The organism is Crossiella sp. S99.2, assembly GCF_023094165.1.
GTDB lineage: Bacteria > Actinomycetota > Actinomycetes > Mycobacteriales > Pseudonocardiaceae > Crossiella.
In genome coordinates this window covers 439,786-460,879 of the sequence record NZ_JALMDK010000001.1, presented here as the reverse complement: position 1 = coordinate 460,879, position 21,094 = coordinate 439,786, and the positions used below count along the sequence as shown (strand labels likewise).

22 protein-coding genes and 3 tRNA genes are annotated in these 21,094 nt (G+C 70.7%); 9 read left to right on the top strand and 16 right to left on the bottom strand.

Annotated elements, in window-relative coordinates; genetic code table 11:
- Positions 1 to 17: 17 nt before the first annotated feature.
- Positions 18 to 707 carry an ABC transporter ATP-binding protein gene (locus MZC64_RS02215; RefSeq protein WP_247755405.1) on the bottom strand — a complete coding sequence of 230 codons (690 nt, stop codon included), beginning with the start codon at positions 705 to 707 and terminating at the stop codon, positions 18 to 20.
- Positions 704 to 1,228, bottom strand: a complete 525-nt coding sequence (locus MZC64_RS02210; protein ID WP_247755404.1) for a PadR family transcriptional regulator — start codon at positions 1,226 to 1,228, stop codon at positions 704 to 706. Before MZC64_RS02210 ends, MZC64_RS02215 begins: the two co-directional genes overlap by 4 nt.
- A gap of 121 nt (positions 1,229 to 1,349) precedes the next feature.
- Between MZC64_RS02210 and MZC64_RS02205 the strand changes: the two genes are divergently transcribed.
- Positions 1,350 to 2,012, top strand: a complete 663-nt coding sequence (locus MZC64_RS02205; protein WP_247755403.1) for a D-alanyl-D-alanine carboxypeptidase family protein — start codon at positions 1,350 to 1,352, stop codon at positions 2,010 to 2,012.
- A gap of 83 nt (positions 2,013 to 2,095) precedes the next feature.
- Here MZC64_RS02205 and MZC64_RS02200 read toward each other — a convergent pair whose 3' ends face one another.
- Together MZC64_RS02200 and MZC64_RS02195 are read right to left on the bottom strand one after the other, a co-directional pair.
- Complete coding sequence (locus MZC64_RS02200) at positions 2,096 to 2,470, bottom strand: VOC family protein (protein ID WP_247755402.1); 375 nt, start codon at positions 2,468 to 2,470, stop codon at positions 2,096 to 2,098.
- Positions 2,471 to 2,487: 17 nt separating this feature from the next.
- Entirely contained in the window at positions 2,488 to 3,747 is a 1,260-nt protein-coding gene (locus MZC64_RS02195) for a DUF445 domain-containing protein (protein ID WP_374205600.1), read from the bottom strand.
- 45 nt (positions 3,748 to 3,792) lie between these two features.
- Between MZC64_RS02195 and MZC64_RS02190 the strand changes: the two genes are divergently transcribed.
- A complete protein-coding gene (locus MZC64_RS02190; RefSeq protein WP_247755401.1) occupies positions 3,793 to 4,968 on the top strand; it encodes a pyridoxal phosphate-dependent aminotransferase in 1,176 nt (391 codons plus the stop codon).
- On the opposite strand, the gene MZC64_RS47520 is transcribed toward MZC64_RS02190, so the two are convergent.
- Genes MZC64_RS47520 through MZC64_RS02175 form a run of 3 tightly spaced genes read right to left on the bottom strand, consistent with a single transcriptional unit; the run spans position 4,905 to position 7,896 of the window.
- Complete coding sequence (locus MZC64_RS47520) at positions 4,905 to 6,983, bottom strand: CHAT domain-containing protein (protein WP_308300947.1); 2,079 nt, start codon at positions 6,981 to 6,983, stop codon at positions 4,905 to 4,907. The two genes, MZC64_RS02190 and MZC64_RS47520, sit on opposite strands and share 64 nt — an antisense overlap.
- Entirely contained in the window at positions 6,980 to 7,375 is a 396-nt protein-coding gene (locus MZC64_RS02180; protein WP_247755400.1) for a hypothetical protein, read from the bottom strand. Before MZC64_RS02180 ends, MZC64_RS47520 begins: the two co-directional genes overlap by 4 nt.
- A complete protein-coding gene (locus MZC64_RS02175; protein ID WP_247755399.1) occupies positions 7,372 to 7,896 on the bottom strand; it encodes an RNA polymerase sigma factor in 525 nt (174 codons plus the stop codon). Before MZC64_RS02175 ends, MZC64_RS02180 begins: the two co-directional genes overlap by 4 nt.
- A gap of 330 nt (positions 7,897 to 8,226) precedes the next feature.
- Between MZC64_RS02175 and MZC64_RS02170 the strand changes: the two genes are divergently transcribed.
- Positions 8,227 to 9,087 carry a hypothetical protein gene (locus MZC64_RS02170; RefSeq protein WP_247755398.1) on the top strand — a complete coding sequence of 287 codons (861 nt, stop codon included), beginning with the start codon at positions 8,227 to 8,229 and terminating at the stop codon, positions 9,085 to 9,087.
- Between the two features lie 306 nt (positions 9,088 to 9,393).
- Here the strand turns inward: MZC64_RS02170 and MZC64_RS02165 are convergent, their stop codons facing one another.
- Positions 9,394 to 10,839 (bottom strand): PLP-dependent aminotransferase family protein, encoded by a 1,446-nt coding sequence (locus tag MZC64_RS02165; RefSeq protein WP_247755397.1) that lies wholly within the window; start codon positions 10,837 to 10,839, stop codon positions 9,394 to 9,396.
- Between the two features lie 62 nt (positions 10,840 to 10,901).
- On the opposite strand from MZC64_RS02165, the gene MZC64_RS02160 reads away from it, so the two are divergent.
- From MZC64_RS02160 to MZC64_RS02150, 3 genes are read left to right on the top strand one after another with little or no spacing between them, the layout of a single operon-like run.
- Complete coding sequence (locus MZC64_RS02160; RefSeq protein ID WP_247755396.1) at positions 10,902 to 11,549, top strand: YitT family protein; 648 nt, start codon at positions 10,902 to 10,904, stop codon at positions 11,547 to 11,549.
- Positions 11,550 to 11,585: 36 nt separating this feature from the next.
- Positions 11,586 to 12,434, top strand: coding sequence for a protein phosphatase 2C domain-containing protein (locus MZC64_RS02155; protein ID WP_247755395.1), 849 nt, complete (start codon positions 11,586 to 11,588; stop codon positions 12,432 to 12,434).
- A 17-nt stretch (positions 12,435 to 12,451) separates the two neighbouring features.
- Positions 12,452 to 13,345, top strand: coding sequence for an XRE family transcriptional regulator (locus MZC64_RS02150; protein ID WP_247755394.1), 894 nt, complete (start codon positions 12,452 to 12,454; stop codon positions 13,343 to 13,345).
- Between the two features lie 37 nt (positions 13,346 to 13,382).
- Here the strand turns inward: MZC64_RS02150 and MZC64_RS48505 are convergent, their stop codons facing one another.
- The 8 genes from MZC64_RS48505 to MZC64_RS02115 form a co-directional block, all read right to left on the bottom strand.
- Positions 13,383 to 13,949: a proprotein convertase P-domain-containing protein gene (locus MZC64_RS48505; RefSeq protein ID WP_247756208.1), complete on the bottom strand. Its 567-nt coding sequence runs from the start codon at positions 13,947 to 13,949 to the stop codon at positions 13,383 to 13,385.
- Between the two features lie 584 nt (positions 13,950 to 14,533).
- Positions 14,534 to 15,028, bottom strand: coding sequence for an alpha-lytic protease prodomain-containing protein (locus MZC64_RS49065; RefSeq protein ID WP_374205597.1), 495 nt, complete (start codon positions 15,026 to 15,028; stop codon positions 14,534 to 14,536).
- A 264-nt stretch (positions 15,029 to 15,292) separates the two neighbouring features.
- Positions 15,293 to 15,366 (bottom strand) — tRNA-Phe (locus MZC64_RS02140).
- A gap of 35 nt (positions 15,367 to 15,401) precedes the next feature.
- Positions 15,402 to 15,475, bottom strand: a tRNA-Asp gene (locus MZC64_RS02135).
- 20 nt (positions 15,476 to 15,495) lie between these two features.
- Positions 15,496 to 15,568, bottom strand: a tRNA-Glu gene (locus tag MZC64_RS02130).
- A 272-nt stretch (positions 15,569 to 15,840) separates the two neighbouring features.
- Entirely contained in the window at positions 15,841 to 16,599 is a 759-nt protein-coding gene (locus MZC64_RS02125) for a hypothetical protein (protein WP_247755393.1), read from the bottom strand.
- Positions 16,600 to 16,610: 11 nt separating this feature from the next.
- Positions 16,611 to 17,240: a ScbR family autoregulator-binding transcription factor gene (locus MZC64_RS02120; protein WP_247755392.1), complete on the bottom strand. Its 630-nt coding sequence runs from the start codon at positions 17,238 to 17,240 to the stop codon at positions 16,611 to 16,613.
- Positions 17,241 to 17,503: 263 nt separating this feature from the next.
- On the bottom strand, positions 17,504 to 17,743 hold the full coding sequence (locus MZC64_RS02115) for a hypothetical protein (protein ID WP_246492451.1): 240 nt from the start codon (positions 17,741 to 17,743) through the stop codon (positions 17,504 to 17,506).
- A 192-nt stretch (positions 17,744 to 17,935) separates the two neighbouring features.
- On the opposite strand from MZC64_RS02115, the gene MZC64_RS02110 reads away from it, so the two are divergent.
- The 3 genes from MZC64_RS02110 (at position 17,936) to MZC64_RS02100 (ending at position 20,807) form a co-directional block, all read left to right on the top strand.
- Positions 17,936 to 18,232, top strand: coding sequence for a metal-sensitive transcriptional regulator (locus MZC64_RS02110; RefSeq protein ID WP_185000665.1), 297 nt, complete (start codon positions 17,936 to 17,938; stop codon positions 18,230 to 18,232).
- A gap of 86 nt (positions 18,233 to 18,318) precedes the next feature.
- A complete protein-coding gene (locus tag MZC64_RS02105) occupies positions 18,319 to 18,528 on the top strand; it encodes a heavy-metal-associated domain-containing protein (RefSeq protein ID WP_247755391.1) in 210 nt (69 codons plus the stop codon).
- An 80-nt stretch (positions 18,529 to 18,608) separates the two neighbouring features.
- Positions 18,609 to 20,807, top strand: coding sequence for a heavy metal translocating P-type ATPase (locus MZC64_RS02100; protein ID WP_247756206.1), 2,199 nt, complete (start codon positions 18,609 to 18,611; stop codon positions 20,805 to 20,807).
- Positions 20,808 to 21,094: the final 287 nt, after the last annotated feature.

Sequence of the window (21,094 nt, the reverse complement as noted above, 5' to 3'; positions counted from 1 at the left end):
AAACCCGGGCCCGCGCATCAGCCGACCAGCTCGACGTCGCGGGTCCGCCCGTCGCGGACGACGACCTCGCGGTCGGAGTAGGCGGCCACCCTGGCCTCGTGCGTCACCAGCACCACCGCGGCGCCGGTGTCCTTGGCCGCGGTGACCAGCAGCCGCATCACCCGCTCGCCGTTGAGCGAGTCGAGTGCGCCGGTGGGCTCGTCCGCGAAGATCACTCGCGGGCCGGTGACCAGCGCGCGGGCCACCGCGACCCGCTGTCCCTGGCCGCCGGAGGTCTCGCCGGGCCGCTTGTCCCGCACATCGGCGACCTCCAGCCGCTCCAGCCACTCGGTGGCCCGGCGCTCGGCCTCCTTGCGCTTGACCCCGCCCAGCCGCAGCGGCAGCGCCACGTTCTCCACCGAGGTCAGCTCCGGCACCAGCTGGCCGAACTGGAAGACGAAGCCGAACTCGGTGCGCCGCAACGCACTGCGCTCGGACTCGCCCATCGCCGACATCTCCCGGTCGCGGTAGCTGACCCGGCCCGAGTCCGGCACCAGGATCCCGGCCAGGCAGTGCAGCAGGGTGGACTTGCCCGAGCCGGAGGGCCCCATCACGGCCACCACCTCACCCGGGCTGACCTGCATACCCGCGCCGGCCAGCGCCGGGGTGGGGCCGAAGGTCTTGTGCAGGTCGAATCCGGCCAGCAACGGCCCGTTCACGTTGGTCATGCCCCGACTTCCTTGGCTAGCTGGTCCAGACGGGCGGCGGTCAGCTCCAGCCACCGCAGATCGGCTTCCAGGTGGAACAGCGCGTGATCGCAGATGAGCTGGTCGGCGAGGTCGCCCGCGCTCTTGCGCTGGGTCAGCTCACGCATCAGCCGCAGGTGCTCGGCGCGCTGGGTGTCCAGTAGGTCGGCGGCACTGCGACCGGACAGCAGCGCGAGCACGACCTTGGTGTACAGCGTGTTCTGCAGGTACGGCTCGGGCTTCTCCGGCGTGGCCAGCCAGGCCCCGACATCGGTGATCCCGGCGCCGGTGATGGCGTAGCGCTTGCGCTCCGGCCCCTCGCCCTGCTCGACGCCCTCGACCTGCACCAGTCCGTTGCGGAGCAGCCGGGACAGCGTCGAGTAGACCTGCCCGTAGTGCAGTGGGCGGTCGTGCCCGAAGCGCTCGTCATAGGCGCGTTTGAGGTCGTAGCCGTGCCGGGGACCGCCTTCCAGCAGTCCGAGCAGCGTGTGCCCGATTGACATGGGAGCAACTCTACACGGGGGGTATACACACGGTCTATACATGGCCTGAATAGGACATTCGGGCCAACGTGCAACCCGCCACCCGGCTGCCCGCGTATCAGCGGCAGAGAGGAGGTCGCGCGTGCGACGGAAGATCATCGGCCTGACCCTGGCGATCGGCCTGACCGGGGCGCTGATCGGCGTGCTGGGCACCACCGGGGTGTGGCAGAACGCGGCCGAGTGGGCCGGTCTGGACGCCGCGGCGAGCCCGACCACCAGCGGCGCCAGCCCGCCGGCGCAGACCTCGGTGGAGGTGGTGGCGGTGCCGACCAACCCGGCCCGCCCGCCGAACACCCCCGGCCCGCAACCCGAGCCCCAGCTGGACAAGAACGGCAAGCCGGTCTGCGCGGTGGACCCGAGCTACTTCGACAAGAAGGTGGACGGGCTCAAGGACGCCGCCGAGGCGGCCTGGAAGCAGGTCCGGCAGGTGGCCTGGGAGGCCGGCCTGACCCTGTGCGTGCACGACGGCAAGCGCAGCGCCGCGGCCCAGCAGGCCGAGTTCGACGCGGCGGTGGCCCTGCACGGCAGTGTGGCCAAGGCCCGGCAGTTCGTGCTGCCGCCCGGCAGATCCCTGCATGTGCAGGGGCTGGCGGTGGACGTGCAGCCCCGTCCCTCGGCAGCATGGCTGGAGCGGACCAAGGGCGAGTTCGGCTGGTGCCGCCGCTACGCCAACGAGCCCTGGCACTTCGAGTTCGACGCCAAGTACAAGACCCAGGGCTGCCCGGAGCTGTTGCCGCACCCGTGAGCTGCCGTCAGCGTGTTCGCCCCCCGACATGCGGGCGGCACGGCTGGACCGCCCGGACCCTGCGTCCGGGCGGTCCGCCTCGCTCAGTCCGCGATCAGGCAGAACGGGTGCCCGGCCGGGTCGGCGTAGACCCGCCAGCCCTCCTTGGAGGTGCCCTGCACCTCGCCGAGGACCACCGCCCCGCAGGCCAGCGTGCGCTCGTGCTCGGCGTCCAGGTCGTCCACCCGCAGGTCCAGGTGCAGCATCTGCGGGCGCTCACCCGTCGGCCAGGTCGGCGGCTGGTAGTCCTGGACGCGCTGGAAGCCGAGCCGGGCCACCCCGTCGTCGTCATACAGGGCCAGGAAGTCCTCCCGGCCCTTGATGGTCTGCCAGCCGAGCAACCTGGCGTAGAACCCGGCCAGCTCCCTCGGGTTCGGGCAGTCGATCGCGGTCAGTTCGATGCGGACGCCGGAAGCCATCTGCCTGTTCACCTCTCCTAGAACAGCAACTGGGACACAGTGTGAATACCCAGTCCGGCCAGCGCGCCCACCACGGTGCCGTTGATCCGGATGAACTGCAGATCCCGGCCGACCTGCAGTTCCACCTTGCGCGCGGTCTGCTCGCCGTCCCAGCGGTCCACCGTGTCGGTGATCAGCGTGACGATCTCGGCCTGGTAGTTGGTGACCAGGTAGACCGCGGCGCCCTCCAGCCAGCCGTCCACCTTGGCCCGCAGCTCCGGCTCGGCGCCGAGCTTGCCGCCCAGTGTGCGCAGGCCGTCGCGGACCCGGACCCGGAACTCGCTGGAGGGGTCCTCGGCGGCGGCCAGGATCATCTTCTTCGCGGTGCCCCAGGCCGAACCGACCAGGTTCTGCACGTCCGGGTGGTCCACCACCTGCTGTTTGACCGCCTCGGCCTTGGCCATGGTGTCCGGGTCGTGCTGCAGGTCGTCGGCGAACTCGGCCAGGAACTTGTCCACCGCCAGCCGCACCGGGTGCGCGGGCTCGGTCTTGACCGCCCAGGCGAAGGCCAGCAGCTCGTTGTAGACCTTGTCCGCGACCAGGCCCTCCACGAACTTCGGCGACCAGGACGGGGCGCGGTCGGAGACCAGCGATTTGAGCGTGTCCTCGTTGGTCAGCACGTAGTCGTAGGCGCGGTCGAAGAGCAGGTCGACCAGCTTGTGGTGGGCGCCGTCGGCGAAGGTCTGGCCGAGCAGCCTGCCCAGCGGCGGTCCCCACGGCCGGTCCACCAGCTTGCGCACCACGGCCTGTTCGAGCACCGCCTGCACGTCCTCGTCGCGCAGCACGGTGACCGCGCCGCGCACCGCGGTGGCCAGCTCCTCGGTGACCCGCTCGGCGTGCCCTGGCGCGGCCAGCCACTGGCCGAGCCGCCCGGCGACGCCGACCCGGCTGAGCTTGTCCCGGACCACCTCGGTGGAGAGGAAGTTGGCGCCGACGAAGTCGCCGAGGCTGGTGCCCAGTTCCTTCTTGCGGGTCGGGATGATCGCGGTGTGCGGGATCGGCAGGCCCAGCGGCCGCCGGAACAGCGCGGTCACCGCGAACCAGTCCGCGAGCGCGCCGACCATGCCGGCCTCGGCCGCGGCCCGGACGAAGCCCACCCAGGCCGGCGCGCCCGCCGACTCCTGCCAGCGCGCGAAGACGTAGATGACCACCGCCCCGAGCAGGAACGAGGTGGCCACGGCCTTCATCTTGCGCAGTTCGGCGCGCTTGACGATCTCGGCGGGTGTCAGCGTTTCCACACCTGCGATTGTGGCCCAGCCCGGTGAAGTTGCAGGATCTCTGACGTGACCATTCCCGCTCTCGTCTCCCGGCTCCAGCCGTTCACCTCGACGATCTTCGCTGAGATGACGGCGTTGGCGCAGCGCACCGGCGCGGTCAACCTGGGTCAGGGTTTCCCGGACACCGACGGCCCCGCCTCGATGCTCGCCGCCGCCCAGCAGGCGATCGCGGACGGGATCAACCAGTACCCGCCCGGCCCCGGCCGCCCCGAACTGCGCGCGGCCATCGCCGAGCACCGCGCAGGCCAGTACGGCCAGCAGTTCGACCAGGACACCGAGATCCTGGTCACCGTCGGCGCCACCGAAGCCATCGCGGCCAGCCTGATCGCCCTGGTCGAACCGGGCGACGAGGTCATCCTGATCGAGCCCTACTACGACTCCTACGCCGCCTCGGTGGCCATGGCCGGCGGCGTGCGCCGCGCGGTCGCGCTGCGCCCCGACCCGGACACCGGCCGCTTCACCCTGGACGTCGAGGCCCTGCGCGCCGCCGCCGGCCCCAAGACCAAGGCGCTGCTGCTCAACACCCCGCACAACCCCACCGGCACCGTGCTCACCGACGCCGAACTGGCCGAGATCGCCGAACTGGCCCAGCGGCACGACTTCCTGGTGATCTCCGACGAGGTCTACGAGCACCTGCTCTACGACGGCAGGCAGCACCACCCCATCGGCACCCTCCCCGGCATGGCCGAACGCACCCTGACCATCTCCAGCTGCGGCAAGACCTTCAACGCCACCGGCTGGAAGATCGGCTGGGTGTGCGGCCCGAAGGAGCTGATCGCCGCGGTCCGGGCGGCCAAGCAGTTCATCACCTTCGTCGGCGGCGCCCCGTTCCAGCCCGCGGTCGCGCACGCGCTGCGCACCGAGCTGCCCTGGGTGGAATCCCTCCGCCAGGACCTGCAGCGCAAACGCGATCGGCTGGCCGAGGGCCTGGCAGGCGCCGGTTTCAAGGTCCTGCCCAGCGAAGGCACCTACTTCATCTGCACCGACGTCCGCCCGCTGGGCTTCGAGGACGGCGCCACCCTCTGCCGCGAACTGCCCGAACGCATCGGCGTGGCCGCGATCCCGGTCCAGGTCTTCTGCGACGACCCGGCCACCGCCCGCCACCTGGTCCGCTTCGCCTACTGCAAACGGGACGAGGTACTCGACGAGGCCCTGCTCCGCCTGGGCAAACTGACCGCCTGACCAACACAGACGAACCCCCGGTGCCCGTGCACCCGCTGCACCGCGGCCAGCGCGGCCGCCGGGGGTTCCCGCCGCAACCGCTCGTGCAGCGCCAGCATCATCGCCCCGGTCCCGGCGTCGGCGACCTCCAGCACACTCGCCACCACCACCCCGCGCGCCCACCCCAGCGCCCGCCCGACCCCGCAGGCCGACAACACCACCGTCCCCGCGGCCCGCGGCAGCAACTCGGCCACCCGCACCCGCCCATCGGCCAACTCCAGCCACCCACCCTGCCGCCCATGCGCCGCCACATGCACCAGCCCGGCCCCCGCCACGGCCCGCACCGTCCGTACCACGGTCGCCTGAGCCCCGGCCAGCAACCGCCCGCCAAACCGCCGGTGCAACGCCCGGACCTCGGCCACCGCCCCCGGCAATCCCGGCCCCGCCACCCACACCGGCGCCCCCGCCGCACCCTCGACCGGCTGCCACCCGGGTGGCAGCACCGAGACCGCCCGCCCTGCCAGCGACGGCAGCCCGTTCCACGGCACCCCGGCCAACTCCACCGGCGCGAGCACCCGGACCGGCCCGGTCCCCGCCGCAGGCAACAACAACCGTTCCAGCCGCTCGACCGACCCACCGCCCAACCGCAGCCCGGCCACCTCCTGCCGCACCTCCGCCACCTCGGCCAACCGGTGCACCCGCCCCCGGTACCCGACCCAGACCCGGTTCTCGTGCACGAAGTACTCCAGCACACCGGGCCCGGCCAGCTCATCGCCCCGGCACCGCCGCGCCCAGCGCAGCACCGTCGCCGCATCCCCACCGGCCAAGGCAGCCCCCAGCCCGACCTCGGCCAGTTCCTGATCCCACCGCGCGGTCAAGCCGCGCCGACACACCCGGAGCACCTCCCCACCCTTGGCGAGTTCCGCCCGCGCCCGCCATCGGGTAGCCCGTCCGTGGATCTGCCCCAACAGCCTGCGCCCCAAAGCTTCCCGACCGTCCTGCAGCGCGATCCGGCCAGCCACCAGCCGCAGCTCGTCGGCCTCCATCGGCCACCCGGCTCGGGCGCACCGGTCGGCGCACCGGCCTGCCTCCCCCGGGCTTCCGCCAGTGCCGCTCAGCAGTGTGGCGTGCAGCCCCAGTGCCCTCGCCAAGGCCGCCCAGCCCGGCCGCCGCTGCCGCCGGAACAACTCCACCGCCTCCCGAGCCGCATCCGCCGCCGCGCCAAACTCCTTGCCCCGCAACGAACATCGCGCCAGCGCCACCATCGCCTCGGCCAGCTTCCGCTCCTTCCCCGCCGCCCGGAGCAACACGATCGCCCGCCGCAACACCGGCGCCGCCTCCGCCGGCGCCAACGCCTCCGCCCGGTCCAGCAGCATCTCCGGATGCCGCAACGGATCCGCCCCCGCCCGCTCCGCCGCGTCGAACAACCGCAGCGCCGCAACGGAATCCCCACTCCGCAAGGCCGCGAACCCCTGGTTGTGCACACACACCGCGGCCCGCTCGCGCAGCCCGAGCCCCGCCAGAATCCCTTCCGCAGCGGCAAAATCAGCCCGCCCACGCGCTGCCTGCCCTCGATAACAGGCATCCGCGCCCCGCACGATCAACGCGTTCGCCAGCCACCTCGGCTGCTCGGCCAATCCGGCCACCGCGGCGTTCAGCTCAGCCGCCGCCGGTTCCCGCAACGCGAAGTACGCCGCGCCACGCAGGCACCGGGCCTTCGCCAGCTCCACCCCGGCAAGCCCACGAGCCCGGTCCAGCTCGGCCAGTGCCGCCCGCGGCCGTCCCCGGTCCACCGCGAGCCAGGCCCTGACCAGCCGCACCGACCCCGCCAAGCCACTGAGCCCAGCCCGTTCCGCCGCGGCCAGGGCCAGGTGGGCATGCCGGGCCGCCGGTGCGGGCTCGCCGAGTTCGACGTGCGCCAGCGCGGCCGCCAGCCGCAGTGTCACCCGCTCCGCGCCCCTGGCACTCGCCAGCGCGGCCACCGCCTCGCGCAGGACCGCCTCCGGTTCCGTGGCGGCTCGATCAACCAGGCTCACCACGTCATCCACCCCCCGACCAGCAGCGCCGCGCCGTGCACCCGCAGGCTCACCGGCCCCCTCGGCAGCCCCTCGACGGTGAACCGGCCCGCCGGGTCGATCTCGGCGAACCAGGAACCACCCGGAGTGCGCAGCTCGACCACGCCACCTGTTCCGGTGACGACGCCGGTCACCGCCTCGCCCAGTTCCACCCGGACCGTGACGCCGTAGGCGCACAACATGATCAGGTCGTCGCCGCGCATGCCCGGCGCGGGATCGACCTCGTGCAGCCGGATCCCGCGCGGCGCGGTCACCGCACCCGCCGCGGCAGCCGCGGCCAGCACCGGCGGCGGCAACGGATCCGTGCTCGCCACGACCTCGGTCAGCTCCGCGAACAGCTCGTCGTCGGTCATCCCGCCGCCCCCAGTTCGCCGACCAGCCGACGGCGCAACGCGGCCAGGCACCTGCCCCTGGTCGGGCCGATGCTGCCGACCGGCATGCCCAGCAACTCGGCGACCCGGACGTAGCTGAGGTCCGGCGCGTAGGCCGCGATCCACAGCAACTGCCTGCACCGCAACGGCATCCGGGCGAAGGCCCGCCACAGCCTGCCCGCCCGATCGCCCGCGATGACCAGGTCCGCGGGGTCCGGCGCGCGGAAGCGGTCCAGGTGCGCGACCCGGCCCAGCGTCTCCAGGTCCAGGCAGCGCTCGCGCCTGCGGGCGGCCAGCGCCCGCAGGGATTCCCGGCGGGCGGTGGTGACCAGCCAGGCCTGCACGCGGTGCGGGAGTGTCAGCTCGCCCCGGCGTTCGGCCAGTTTCAGCCAGGTGGTCTGGCTGACGTCAGCCGCCTCCTGGTCGGTGAGCCGGTGCGAGCGGGCCACCGCCCACACCAGCCGCGCGTAGCGGCCGACCAGCCGTTGCCATTCCTCGTCCATCTGCGCTCCCCTGCCTCCGGCGACCCGTCGGCAGTTGGAAGCGGCTGGAGCTGTGGCGGATCCGTCAGCCGCCCGAAGGCGTGACAACGCTCACCCGCCTGAACGACCCTCGCCGAGTGTGACCTCGCCCCAGTTCACCAGCCGAGGAAACCGCTTCCCCACCTGGAATTATCGACGCAGGGTGATCGTTTCGCGCACGTCCGGAGCAACACGACCCACCTCCGGGTGGAAACCCGCCAGTACGCTCGCGCATCCCGCCAAACGGGCCAACCATGGTTGACGCACGTGTCTTTCGTTCAGTCATCCGGTGATCGGTAGGTGGTGGTGACGGTGACCAGCGCCGGGGCGGTGCGCAGCTGGGGAGAGAGGCTGCGCCCCGCTGCCGTCCGGCTGGCCATTGCCGGTGGCCTGGCTGCGGCCGCCTGGCTGGCCGGAGCTGTCGCCGCCAATGCCGACGAGTCACCGGCCCGCGTGGACGTTCTGAGCCCGTCGACCGATTCGGAGTTCCAGGAGCCGGCCAAGACGGATGCCGTCGCGCGGGCCGGTGGCCTCGGCGCACGCATCACCGAACGGCTCAACGCCAAACTGGGCCGCCCGTCCACCGCGCTGACCACGCTGGTCGCCGAGGACGACGGCCTGGACGCCAAGGGCGGCAGCCTGGCCACCACCGGCTCCGCCGAGGTCCAGCCGATACCCGAGGACGAGGGCGCGGCCCCGGCGTCGATCAGGACGATCCGCACGCCGAAGTCCGCCGAGGGCACGGCCAGCGCGTTCCGCCAGCCAAAACCGGTCCCGCCGCCGGCCGAGCTGCCCGCGCCGCCACCGGTGGTCGAGCCCGAAGTGGCACCGCCCCCGGCCGAACCTGCGCCCACCGTGGCCGCCCGCACCGTGACCACGGTGCGGCAGGCCATCGGCAAGGTCGTGCCGCAGCCGAGCACCGACCGGGCCGAGCACCAGGACTTCCCGGACCTGCCCACCGGTCCGGATCATCGCCAGCCGACCCCGCACGCGCCGTCCTCGGCCTCGCTGGGTGGCACGGCCTCGGACAACGGTGGCGCCCGTGGCGCCACCGCGCTGATCACCGCTCCGCTGCCGCAACTGCCCAAGCCGAGCCTGGTGACCGTCGAGCGCCCGCGCACCGCGGGTTCGCCGCACAACACCCCGGGCCTGCCGCCCACCTCGCCCGACTGACCGAGGTCGGTCTTACGCCATCGGTGTGCGTGCACAGCCTGTGACGGCTTGCGCCATCCGAGCGGCATTCCCGGCGCGGCTTTTCCGCCGCACCTGCGTTGAGCAGGAACAACCTCCCGCGTGATCCAGTGATCGGCCATTCGTCGCCGCGGTTGCCGGACTTTCCGAGCAACGCCGACCGAGTCGGCCAGCGTCCTGTGGACACGCCCCTGAACTCCCAACCGGCCGACCGCGCCCGGCCGTGTTGGGTGCGCAGCCCCGGTACCGCGTTGCCCCCGCGGTACCGGGGCTCCTTATTTGTCCAGGTCAGGTCACTGCGACCAGGTCAGCGCCGGTCCCGGTGAGGGTGGCCGCGGCCCGGGTCAGCCGGTGCACCGCCTCGGTCAGCACCGCCGGGTCCTGGGCGAAGGACAGCCGCAGCCACCGCTCCAGCCCGCCGTGCACGCCGAAGCGGGAGCCCGGCACCAGGTGCAGTCCGTGGTTGACCGCGGCGGCGGCCAGCCGGGTACTGATCGGCCCGTCCAGCCCGCACCACAGGCTCAGCCCGCCACCCGGCCTGCGGATCCGCCAGGCGGGCAGCTGCTCACTCAACGCGGCGATCATGGTGTCCCTGGCCGCGGCGAACTGGGCACGGCGGCGGGCCAGCAGCGGTTCCGGATCGGTGAGCAGCTCGGTCAGCACCAGCTGGTCCAGCACCGAGGAGCCGAGGTCGATCGAGGCCCGCACCCCGGCGAGTTGCTGGGCCAGTTCGACCGGCGCCCGCAGCCAGCCCAGGCGCAGCCCGCCCCAGAGCATTTTCGAGGCCGAGCCCGCGGTGATCACCTGCTGCTCGGCGAAGGCGGCCAGCGGCGGTGGCCCGGTCAGCGGGTCGCCGTCCAGGTCCAGCTCGGCCAGGGTCTCATCGACCAGCGCCAGCGTCCGGGTCCGGCGCAACGTGGCGGCCAGCTGCTCCCGGCCCTCGGCGTCCAGCCGCAGACCGGTCGGGTTCTGGAAGTCCGGCATCAGGTAGGCCAGCCGGGGCGCGCCCTGGCGCAGGGTGGCCTCGATGCCGGGCAGGTCCCAGCCATCGGGGGCCAGCGCGACCGGCACCGGCTGGGCGTGCGCGGCCCGGATGGCGTCCACCGCGTTGGGATAGGTCGGGTTCTCCACCAGCACCCGCTGTCCCGGCATGACCAGCAGCCGCAGGGTCAGCGCGAGCGCGTGCTGCGCGCCGCTGGTGATCATGACCTGGTCCGGGCCGGTGGGCAGGCCGCGCCGGGTGTAGCGCTCGGCGATGCGTTCGCGCAGCGGCAACAGGCCCATTGGCGCGTACCCGGGTCCGCTCAGGTATTCGGGCAGCCGCAGCCGGGCCGCGTCCACCGCGGCGGCCAGCTCGGCGGGCGCGGCCGGGGTGGCCTGGGCCAGGTTGATCGCCTCGGCTTCCGGCAGCGGGCAGAATCCCTCCCGCGCCACCGGCCGGCCGGGCAGGGTGATCCAGGAGCCGGCGCCCCGGCGGCTGGCGATCAGGTCCTGTTCGCGCAGCCGGTCCAGCATCGCGGTGACCGTGGTGCGGCTGAGGTCGAGCGCCTGGGCCAGTTCGCGTTCCGCGGGCAGCCGGGTGCCCACCGGCAGCCGCCCCTCCAGCACCAGCAACCGCAGTGCGGCGGCCAGATCGGCGGACTGGGCGCGGTGCGGACCGTTGCGCCAGCAGCCGAGCAGATCGGCGAGGTGCGGCGCGGAGATCCGGCCACCGGCGGGCAATGCCTGACTCATGTGGGCCAATTTTTCCACTTTGGCCCTCGAAGTAAAGGCCAATCCCCGCACAGGATGGCGGCATGGCGTCCCCGACAGTCCCCCTGCACCCGCTCCCGGTCCGCTTGCGGCCGCTCCGGCGGCTCACCCAGCTGCTGGCCGGGCTGCTGCTCTACGGCGCGAGCATGGCGCTGATGATCAGGTCCGGGCTCGGCCTTGACCCGTGGGACGTGCTGCACGAGGGCCTGACCCGGCACATCCCGCTCAGCTTCGGCACCATCACCGCGATCACCGGGGTGATCGTGCTGCTGGGCTGGATCCCGCTGCGGCAGCGGCCGGGCATCGGCACGGTGGCCAACGTGGTGCTGATCGCGGTCGCGGTGGACGCCACCCTGTTCCTGCTGCCCGCGGCCGGTTCCTGGTGGCTGCGCGGGATCTTCCTGGTGACCGCGATCGTGCTCAACGGCCTGGCCACCGCCGCCTACATCGGCGCCCGCCTCGGTCCCGGCCCACGCGATGGGCTGATGACCGGCCTGTGCGCGCGGACCGGCTGGTCAATCCGCCTGGTGCGCACCGGGATCGAGATCGCGGTACTGGTGCTGGGCTTCTTCCTGGGTGGCACGATCGGCATCGGCACCCTGCTGTACGCGATCACCATTGGGCCACTTGCCCAGTTCTTTGTGCCGTTCGTGGCACTGCGTACTCCGGCTGAGTGGAAAACGGCCCAGTAGCAGGCTTTCCCGGGTTTTCGCATTACTGTCCCGATCGTGCCGGCGATCGAGATGGCGGAGCGAGCAGGGGTCCACCTCACCGGCGGTTTCGCCGAGAGCGAGGACCGCATCGTGGTCCTGCCGAACGCGGTGGTGCTCCTGGACGGCGCGACCCGGCTGGAGCCGGGACGGCACACCGGCGGCTGGTACGCCGAGCGGCTCGGCGACCGGCTGCGCAGGCAGCTCACCGCCCAGCCCGACATCGACCTGGTGGAGCTGCTGGCCGCCTGCATCAGTCAGGTGGCCACCGACCACGACCTGGAACCGGGCAAGGCGCCCTCCAGCACGGTGGCCCTGCTGCGCTGGGACGAGGAGCGAGTGGACGCCCTGGTGCTGGCGGACAGCCCGGTGGTGGCCTTCACCGTCGGCGATGTGCACGTGCTCAACGACACCCGGCTGGCGAACCTGTCCGTGCCCCGGCGCACCGGCTACCGCGAACAGCTCCGTGACGGCGCCGGCTTCTCCGGCGCGCACGTGGACGCACTGCGCGAATCGGCCACCGAGGTGGGCCAGTGGCGCAACCGCGAGGGCGGTTTCTGGGTGGCCGAGGCCGATCCGGTCGCGGCCAAGCAGGCGATGCGCGCGCACTGGATGCGGGACCAGGTGCAGGCGGTGGTGATGGCCAGCGACGGCGTGTCCTGCGGGGTGGAGGACTACGGCGTGTTCACCGACTGGACCGCGCTCTACGACCAGGCGGTGCAGGACGGCCTGCACACGGTGCTGGACGCGGTGCGCAAGGCCGAGGAGTCCGATCCGGACGGCCGCAAGTGGCCGCGCCCGAAGCGCCACGACGACCAGAGCCTGGTCGTGGTGCATTTCGACGACGACTGGTTCCCCCGCTTCTGAGGTCCTACCCTCCGACCATGCCGCCGGAGCCGACCCCGGACCCGTTCGCCACCGCCCTGCGCGCGGCCATCGCCCGCCGCGGCCTTGGCCTGCACCGCATCCGCGAACACCTGCGCACCAGAGGCGTCACCATCTCCGCGGCCACCCTGAGCTACTGGCAGTCCGGCCGCAGCCGCCCAGAACGCCACGAGTCCCTGACCGCCCTGCACCACCTGGAAGAGGTCCTGGCCGTCCCCCCAGGAGCCCTGACCGCCCTGCTCGGCCCGCCACGCCCCCGCGGCCTGCACCGAGTCCCCGAACTCCCCGAGATCGGCGCCTTCTGGCCGGCCCCCACCGAGGTCGAGGAAGCAGTCAGCGACATCGACACCACCTGGGACGCCCGCCTGACCCGCCTGAGCCAGCACGACACCATCCACATCGGCCCCCACCGCGAAGAACTCTCCTTCATCTCCCGCCAGGTCCTCAAAGCCAACGCCGACGGCCCCGACCGCTGGGTGGTCATCCTCCACCTGGACGAACACAACCACCCCCTCCCCGAAGTGAAACCCCTCCGCCACTGCACCCTGGGCAGACAAACCACCAACCCCAAGAACGGCCTGCTCGCAGCCGAACTCCTCTTCCCCAAACCCTTGCAACGCAACGAAACCATCATCACCGAACACGAACTGACCAACCACGCCCCGCACCCCACCGCCACCAACTACGAACGCAAATTCCGCCTACCAGTACGCGAATACGTCCTGGAAATCCGCTTCCACCCCAGCTGCCCCCCAGCCACCATCACCCGCCACACCACCACCAAAACCACCCACCACACCGAACAGGTCCACCTGGACGAACTCTCCTCAATCCACGGCGTGGCAACAGATTTCGGCCCCGGCACCTACGGCTTCCACTGGACCTGGCCATAAAAAAGTGGGGCGCCCCAACCGGAACGCCCCACCCAACTCACACAGTCACAGACCAACTGTTCAACGTGCCCACATCCCCAGGCCCGTTGTCCCCAATCCGCAGCGTCCAGTTCCCCCCAGCCAACTCACTGGTCCGCACCGTGAAGGTCCGGCTCCCGGGGAACGCGTGGCACTCAAAGCCCCCAGAACGCTGCAACGAGTAGTACCGCCCAGACGGCCCCACCAGATTGATGTTCAGATCCTCCTGGCAGCTGTGCACCGCATCCACCACCACAGTCACCGGCACAACCGCACTCCCCGAAGCAGTGGACCGCACCGGACTCACCGCCACCGCAAAGTCCCGAATCGCAAAAGCGTTGCCATTGCTGAAGGTCCGAGCCCCCGCATCCCCCTTCGCGGTACGAGCCGTCACCACCGCACTGGCCCCAGACCGGTTCCCGGCAGCATCCCGAGCCCGCACCACAAACGAGTACTCCGTATCAGCGGCCAACCCGCCAACACTCACCGAAGTCCCCGCGGAACTGGCCACAACCTCCTCCCCCCGGTACACGTCGTACCCAGTCACCCCAACGTTGTCAGTGGCCGCATCCCACCCCAACGCCACCGAAGCGGCAGTGACCCCGGTAGCCCGCGGGTTCCCCGGCACCGAGGGCGCCTCGGTGTCCCCACCCGGATCCCCGGTCACCAACGTCAGCCCCCACTTCTTCAACGCCTCACCCACCGGCTGAAAGATCGACTGGTTGTCCGCTCCCCCCGGCTCACAAGACGACTGCCCACCCGAGTGCAACCCCACAGCCTTGTCCCCAACCAGCCACCCCCCACCAGAGTCCCCACCCTTGGAGCAGGCAGTGGTCGTGGCCAACCCCTCAATAACCACGTTCCCATAGTTAATCGTCTGATTAACCGCAGTAACCCGCCCACACTGCCACTTGGAAGTATTCCCCGAGTGACAAGTACTCTGCCCCACCACCGGCTCAACAAACCCAGCCACCGTCACAGCAGCCCCACCCCAGGTATTAACCGAGGCAGAAAGCCCCCACCCGGCCTCCGTAACCGCAACAACCCCCATGTCCCCTTCACGCGCATTAACGCTACGGGACCCACCAACGTTCGACGTACCAACCCGATTCTGCTGCCCAGACTGCCCAAAAGCAGCCTGATTAGCATCGTTCGTGCAGTGCCCAGCGGTCAGGAAATGCTTGCCCCACTGGCATCAGCAGCTCCGAACCCCACCGAGCAGTTGCTCTCACTCCCCGGCCACCACGGGTTCCCCGTCCGAACCTCCCCACCCTGCTGCACAGGCGCGGACGCATCCACCACAACCCGCACAGCCTCCCCAAACCCCCGGATCCGCGCCACCACATCAGCGCTAGCCGCAGCCACAGTCCGAACCACCACCTGCGCACTAACCGGATCAATCCCCCAAGAGGTAACCCCGGTCGGCCCAGCAGCAATCGAACCAACCCGCTGAACAATCCCATCCAGCTCAGCCCGACTACGCGAAACAACCTGAACCCGAGCCCCAGTCTGCCGAACCCGCTCAGCAGCCCCCTCCCCATAAACAGAAGTAACCAGCTGCCCAGACCCCGGATCAATCCACTTCCCAACAACATCACCAGCCTCAGCAGAAGCACTGGCAGGAAATACCAACGAAAGTAGTACCGCAGGAATAAACGCCTTCATCAGGTTCCTTCCAAAGCAGGGAACCCAAAGCTAGAACGTGACACCCAACGCAAGGGAGGGTTAACAGTTAACCAACCCCAGTTAAGCGTTAACACCTGTGGACAACCTGTGGATAACCCCACAACACACCGCCACCCACGCAACCACGCTGGTTCAGAGCCAACCGCCACGTGGGGGTCCGGGGGGCTCGGCCCCCCGGGTCGGATGCCACCGAAAAAAGCGAAATCCCCCAGCTCGGGGATGAGCAGGGGGATCCCATTTCGGTGGCCAGGGGCGGGGTCGAACCGCCGACCTACCGCTTTTCAGGCGGTCGCTCGTACCAACTGAGCTACCTGGCCGAAAGGGGCCCGCTCCACGGAGCGAACCCCTTTTGCGACCCAGACGGGACTCGAACCCGCGACCTTCGCCGTGACAGGGCGACGCGCTAACCAACTGCGCCACTGGGCCTTGCATCGTGCTGTACTGCGTACCCCCAACGGGATTCGAACCCGCGCTACCGCCTTGAAAGGGCGGCGTCCTAGGCCACTAGACGATGGGGGCCGGATGTTTCTGACTCCAGTGAATCAGAAGTTCTCCTGCACCCTCAACGGCTTTCCGTTGGGAGCATGGATAGCTTAGGGCACGGGGGGCCGAAGTTCCAAAACGGGGGTCCAGAAAGCTCGCCACCAGGGAAAACGCTCACCGAGCCAGCGCATCCGGCGATCAAGACGCCCCCGCCCGACCTGCCGAAGTCACCCATCCGAGCCCACTTACCCGGATGGAGCAGCGGCAGCCGAACCCCTGTGAGTTCCGCCACTGCCCCATCCGCCCGGTCATGGGGTCGGCAGTGCCCGCATCAGCTCGCAGAACTCGACCAGCTCCGCCTCGGACAGCGTGTCGGCCAGGGTCCGGCCCATCGCGTTGTCGGTCAGCTCCTCGGCCTGGCGCCAGCGGCGGGGCAGGTCGGGGTTGGCCTCGGTGCGCGCGATCAGCGCGTCGGCCTCCTCCTCCTGCCAGGCCAGCCTGGTCATGATCTGCTTGCCGCTCTCCGGGTTGACCGCCAGCGCCTCGGCGATGCCGATGCCGCAGGCACGCAGCGCACCGAAGTGCAGGCCGCCGCGGTACTCGCGCACCAGGTTGAGCGCGTGCGCCAGCCGGGCCGGGGTGTCCTCGGGGCGCGGGGCCTCCCGCCAGCCGGCGAACAACGGCAGGTTGCCGGCGTCCGCGCCGTCGCTGATCTGGAACAGCAGTTCGGCGGTGCGGGCGGCGTCCGGGACCTCGGCCAGCGCCTCGCGGCCCCACTCCCAGCAGGCCGCGGAGAACTCGGCCACCGCGGCCGTGGCCGGCAGCAGCTGGGTGACCTGCGGGATCACCGCGTGCATCAGCCACTTCGGGAAGATGCCGTACAGCTCGGCGACCACGGTGGAGGACGGATCGCCCAGCACCGCGGACCGGCCGCGGAAGTACAGACCGCCCCTGGGCAGTTCAAGGGCCTTGGTGTGCGCGTTCATCTGGGGCGAGGTCATGAACACTCCGCCCAGCTTCACCAGCGGTTTCCGGGTCGCCTCGGCGACCTCGACCGGACTGGTCACGTGTTGCCTCCTCAGCCGCCTCCCGCGGAGGCGGTTCGCCATTGGGTCAGCCACTCATCAGTGGCGATACCAGGCAGCAGCACCCGCCACGCCTGGTCCATCCGGGCGACGTAGTCCGCGTACCCGGTCAGGGCCGCGGCGATCTCCCGGTTCCCAGCGAACACGGCGTTGAGCACCCGCGCCACCTCCACCGGATCGACACCGGGGCGGAGCAGTCCCTCGTCCTTGGCCCGTTCGGCCAGCACGGTCAGCAGGGATTCCCAGTTCAGGTACTGCGGGCGCAGTCCGGAAGCGTGCACTTCGGGGTCGGTGGAGAGGCGGACTCCCGCGCGCACAATGGGGTCGCCGGAGATCATCTCGACCGCCTGGGTGGTGGAGCCGATCAGCGTGCGCAGGGCGTCCAGGCCGCGTTCGTCCCAGCGGCGGGTCAGCTCCGGCCACAGTGCCTGTTCGGACTCCATGATGGCCGCGGCCAGGGCGATCTTGGACGGGAAGTGGAAGTAGAAGGCCCCCTTGGACACGCCGCAGCGTTCCAGGATGAGGCTGAGCGAGACGGCGGCATAGCCGAGCCGGTCGAACTCCGACGCGGCGGCGACCATGATCGACTCTCGGGTGACCTGGGCTCTTGGCTGCGTGGGCATGGCGGCTCCGTGATCACTGGCGGCACCGCAAGTTACCTCTTCAACGGGATTCCGCACAGCGGTCCTACCACCGGGTGAAAGGCCATCACCCTGTGCTGTCCGCGACACCATGAAACTGATTCATTGCCGGACCAGCCGACCGCTCGGTATGTTTTGCCGCGGCAGCCCGAGGCGGGCGCCGGGGGGTGTGCGTCTCGGGGGTGCGGGGCGTGGCTTCCGCGGCCACGTCCCGCACCGGCCCAATCGTTTGTCGCGCCCAGGCGCTACCGCCGCACCGGCGGGATGCCGTCCTCCTCACTGGGCACCAGTCCCAGCATGTCAAGCAGCATGCGGCAGTCCTCGGCGTCTAAAGCGCCACGCGCCACGGCCATGCGCGCCCTGTGCACCTGTTCCGCGGAGATCCGGGATGGCTCTCCGTTCCGCGGCAGCGGCACTCCACTGCCCTTGGCAACCGTGTCGTCCTGTTCCCACAGGTACTTCCGCACCTCGAGCGACCCGTGCATGGCGCCTCCCCGACGTTGGCTTCGCAGGCAGGCTAGCCACTGGTTTCCTCGCTCACAGCCCCCCGCCGAGTGATTCATCAAGAACCCTGTGTAATCAACGGTTGGCAATCTGTCTCTTGACAGGACAAGCGTTCTGTGAGCCAGGCCACCTCTCTGGCATTTACCCCTACCCCCTAGGGGTATGCTCACAGCATGGCCGAGGAGCACAGCCACCCGTACAGCAAACGCAAGGACGCCCACCTGCGCCGACTCCGTCGAGTCGAGGGGCAGGTCCGCGGACTGCAGCGGATGGTCGACGACGACACCTACTGCATCGACGTGCTGACCCAGGTCTCGGCCGCGACCAGGGCACTACAGGCCTTCGCCCTCGAACTGCTCGAGGAGCACATGGCCGGCTGTGTCGTGGAGGCCGCGCGCACCAGTGACGAGGCGGCCCAGGCCAAGGTCCGCGAGGCCGCTGAGGCGATCGCGCGCCTGGTCAAGTCCTGACCGCACGTCCTGTCCGAACGCCCTGCTGCCGGGATCCGTAGTCGTGAGCGGGTCCCGTTTCCCCTGAACCTGAACGAGGAGCACTCATGTCCGTCAGCGCCACCTACACCGTCACCGGCATGACCTGCCAGCACTGCGTCAGCTCGGTCACCGAGGAGCTGTCCGAGGTCACCGGGGTCACCGGCGTCGCGGTGGACCTGCCCACCGGCGCGGTGACCGTGACCAGCGAGCGCGAGCTGAGCGCGGAGGAGGTCAAGGCCGCGGTGACCGAGGCCGGTTACCAGCTCACCAGCTGACCAACTTGCAGGCGAGGCGGAGGGGAGCGGTTGTGACGACCACGGAGGCCGGCCGGCGGATCGAGCTGGCCATCGGCGGGATGACCTGTGCGGCCTGTGCCGGGCGGGTCGAACGCAAGCTGAACAAGCTCGACGGCGTGACCGCCACGGTCAACTTCGCCACCGAGCGGGCCACCGTGTCCTACCCGGACGGCCTGGACGTCGGCACGCTGGTGTCGGCGGTGGAGACCGCCGGGTACACCGCGACCCCGCCGCAACCGGCCAAACAGTCCATTGTGGACGATGAAGACACCGACGAGCGAGCCGAGGATCTCAAGGCGCGCTTCGTGATCGCCGCGCTGCTCGGCCTGCCGGTCATCCTGCTTTCGATGATTCCGGCGTTGCAGTTCCCGTTCTGGCAGTGGGTCGCGCTGGCGCTGTCCTCGCCGGTGGTGCTGGTGTGCGGCTGGCCGTTCCACCGCACCGCCGCGGTGAACCTGCGGCACGGCGCGACCACGATGGACACCCTGGTCTCGATGGGTGTCGCGGTGGCCTACCTGTGGTCGGTGTACGCGCTGATCTGGGGCGGGGCCGGGATGCCGGGCATGGTGCACGAGTTCAGCCTGCTGCCACGGGAGTCCAGCACCGCGGACATCTACCTTGAGGTCGCCGCGGGCGTGACCATGTTCCTGCTGCTGGGCCGCTGGCTGGAGGCCCGCTCCAAACGGCGCAGCGGCGCGGCGCGGCGGGCGCTGCTTGCCTTGGGCGCCAAGGATGTCGCGGTGCTGGCGGACGGCAGGGAGCGGCGGATCCCGGTGGACGCGCTGACCGTGGGCACGCTCTTCGTGGTGCGGCCGGGCGAGAAGGTGGCCACCGACGGCGTGGTCGAGGAGGGCACCTCGGCGCTGGACCGGTCGATGCTGACCGGGGAGTCGGTGCCCGAGGAGGTCGGGCCGGGCACGGCGGTGGCCGGTGGCACGGTGAACGCGGGCGGGCGGCTGATTGTCCGGGCCAGCCGGGTCGGCGCGGACACCCAGCTCGCCCAGATGGCCCGGCTGGTCGAAGCGGCCCAGGCGGGCAAGGCGCAGGTGCAGCGGCTGGCCGACCGGGTCTCCGCGGTGTTCGTGCCGGTGGTGCTGGTGATCGCGGCGGCCACGCTGGCCTTCTGGTTGTTGTGGGGCGCCACCACTTCCTTCGCGCTGACCGCGGCGGTGGCCGTGCTGGTGATCGCCTGCCCGTGCGCGCTAGGGCTGGCCACACCGACCGCGCTGCTGGTCGGCACCGGGCGGGGCGCGCAGCTCGGCATCCTGGTCAAGGGGCCGGAGGTGCTGGAGTCCACCCGCCGGGTCGACACCATCGTGCTGGACAAGACCGGCACGGTGACCACCGGCGTGATGACGCTGGCCGGGGTGGTCCCGGCCGAGGGCGTGGATCGGGCCGAGCTGTTGCGGCTGGCCGGGGCGGTGGAAGCGGCCTCGGAGCACCCGATCGCACGGGCCATCGCCGACGGCGCGGCTAAGGAGGTGGGCGAGCTGCCCGCGGTGGCCGAATTCGGCAACAACGAAGGCCTCGGTGTGCAGGGAACGGTGTCCGGGCGGGCAGTCGTGGTCGGTCGGCCGCGGTTGCTGGCCGAGCGCGGGGTCGAGCTGACCGCGGAGCTGGCCGAGGCGGTGCGGGTGGCCGAGGGGTCCGGGCGCACGGTGGTCGCGGCCGCGGTGGACGGGGTGGCCGCCGGGCTGCTGATGGTCTCGGACACGGTGAAGCCGACCAGTGCCGAGGCGGTGCGCCGGTTGCGTCAGCTCGGGCTGCGGCCGGTGCTGTTGACCGGGGACAACGCCACGGTGGCCGCCGCGGTGGCCGCGGAGGTGGGCATCCCGGCGGCGGATGTGATCGCCGAGGTCATGCCGGCGGACAAGGTGGCCGCGGTGCGCAGGCTGCAGGGCGAGGGCCGGGTGGTGGCCATGGTCGGCGACGGGGTGAACGACGCGCCCGCGCTGGCAGCCGCCGACCTGGGGCTGTCCTTGGGCACCGGCACCGATGTGGCCATCGAGGCCGGCGATCTGACCCTGGTGCGCGGGGACCTGCGGGTGGCCGCGGACGCGATCCGGCTGTCCCGGCGCACCCTCGGCACCATCAAGGGCAATCTCTTCTGGGCCTTCGCCTACAACGTGGCAGGTTTGCCGCTGGCCGCGGCCGGGGTACTCAACCCAATGCTGGCCGGTGCGGCCATGGCGTTCTCTAGTGTGTTCGTGGTCACAAACAGCTTGCGCTTGCGCCGATTCCGGTCTTGGGCCGAGTGAGATCGGTTTTAATCCACACTGTGCACAAACTCGGTCACCCGATGTTCATAACGTCGTTTTGGTGAATAAGTACAGGACTTAAACAAAAAAGTTCCACGACATCCCTGGGCACCGACGAGTGAGCATGCAACAATCACTTTGCTGACACACCCCCGGTCAGCGCCTGTGGAGATCCCCTCCGGCCCCCGTGCTCCTCCCCCTGGCGCGGGGGCCTCTCCATGTCAATAGCCCGTTCGCGGTGTTACACACTGACGTGTAGGTCACAGGTCTCGTATCCTCGACACCGG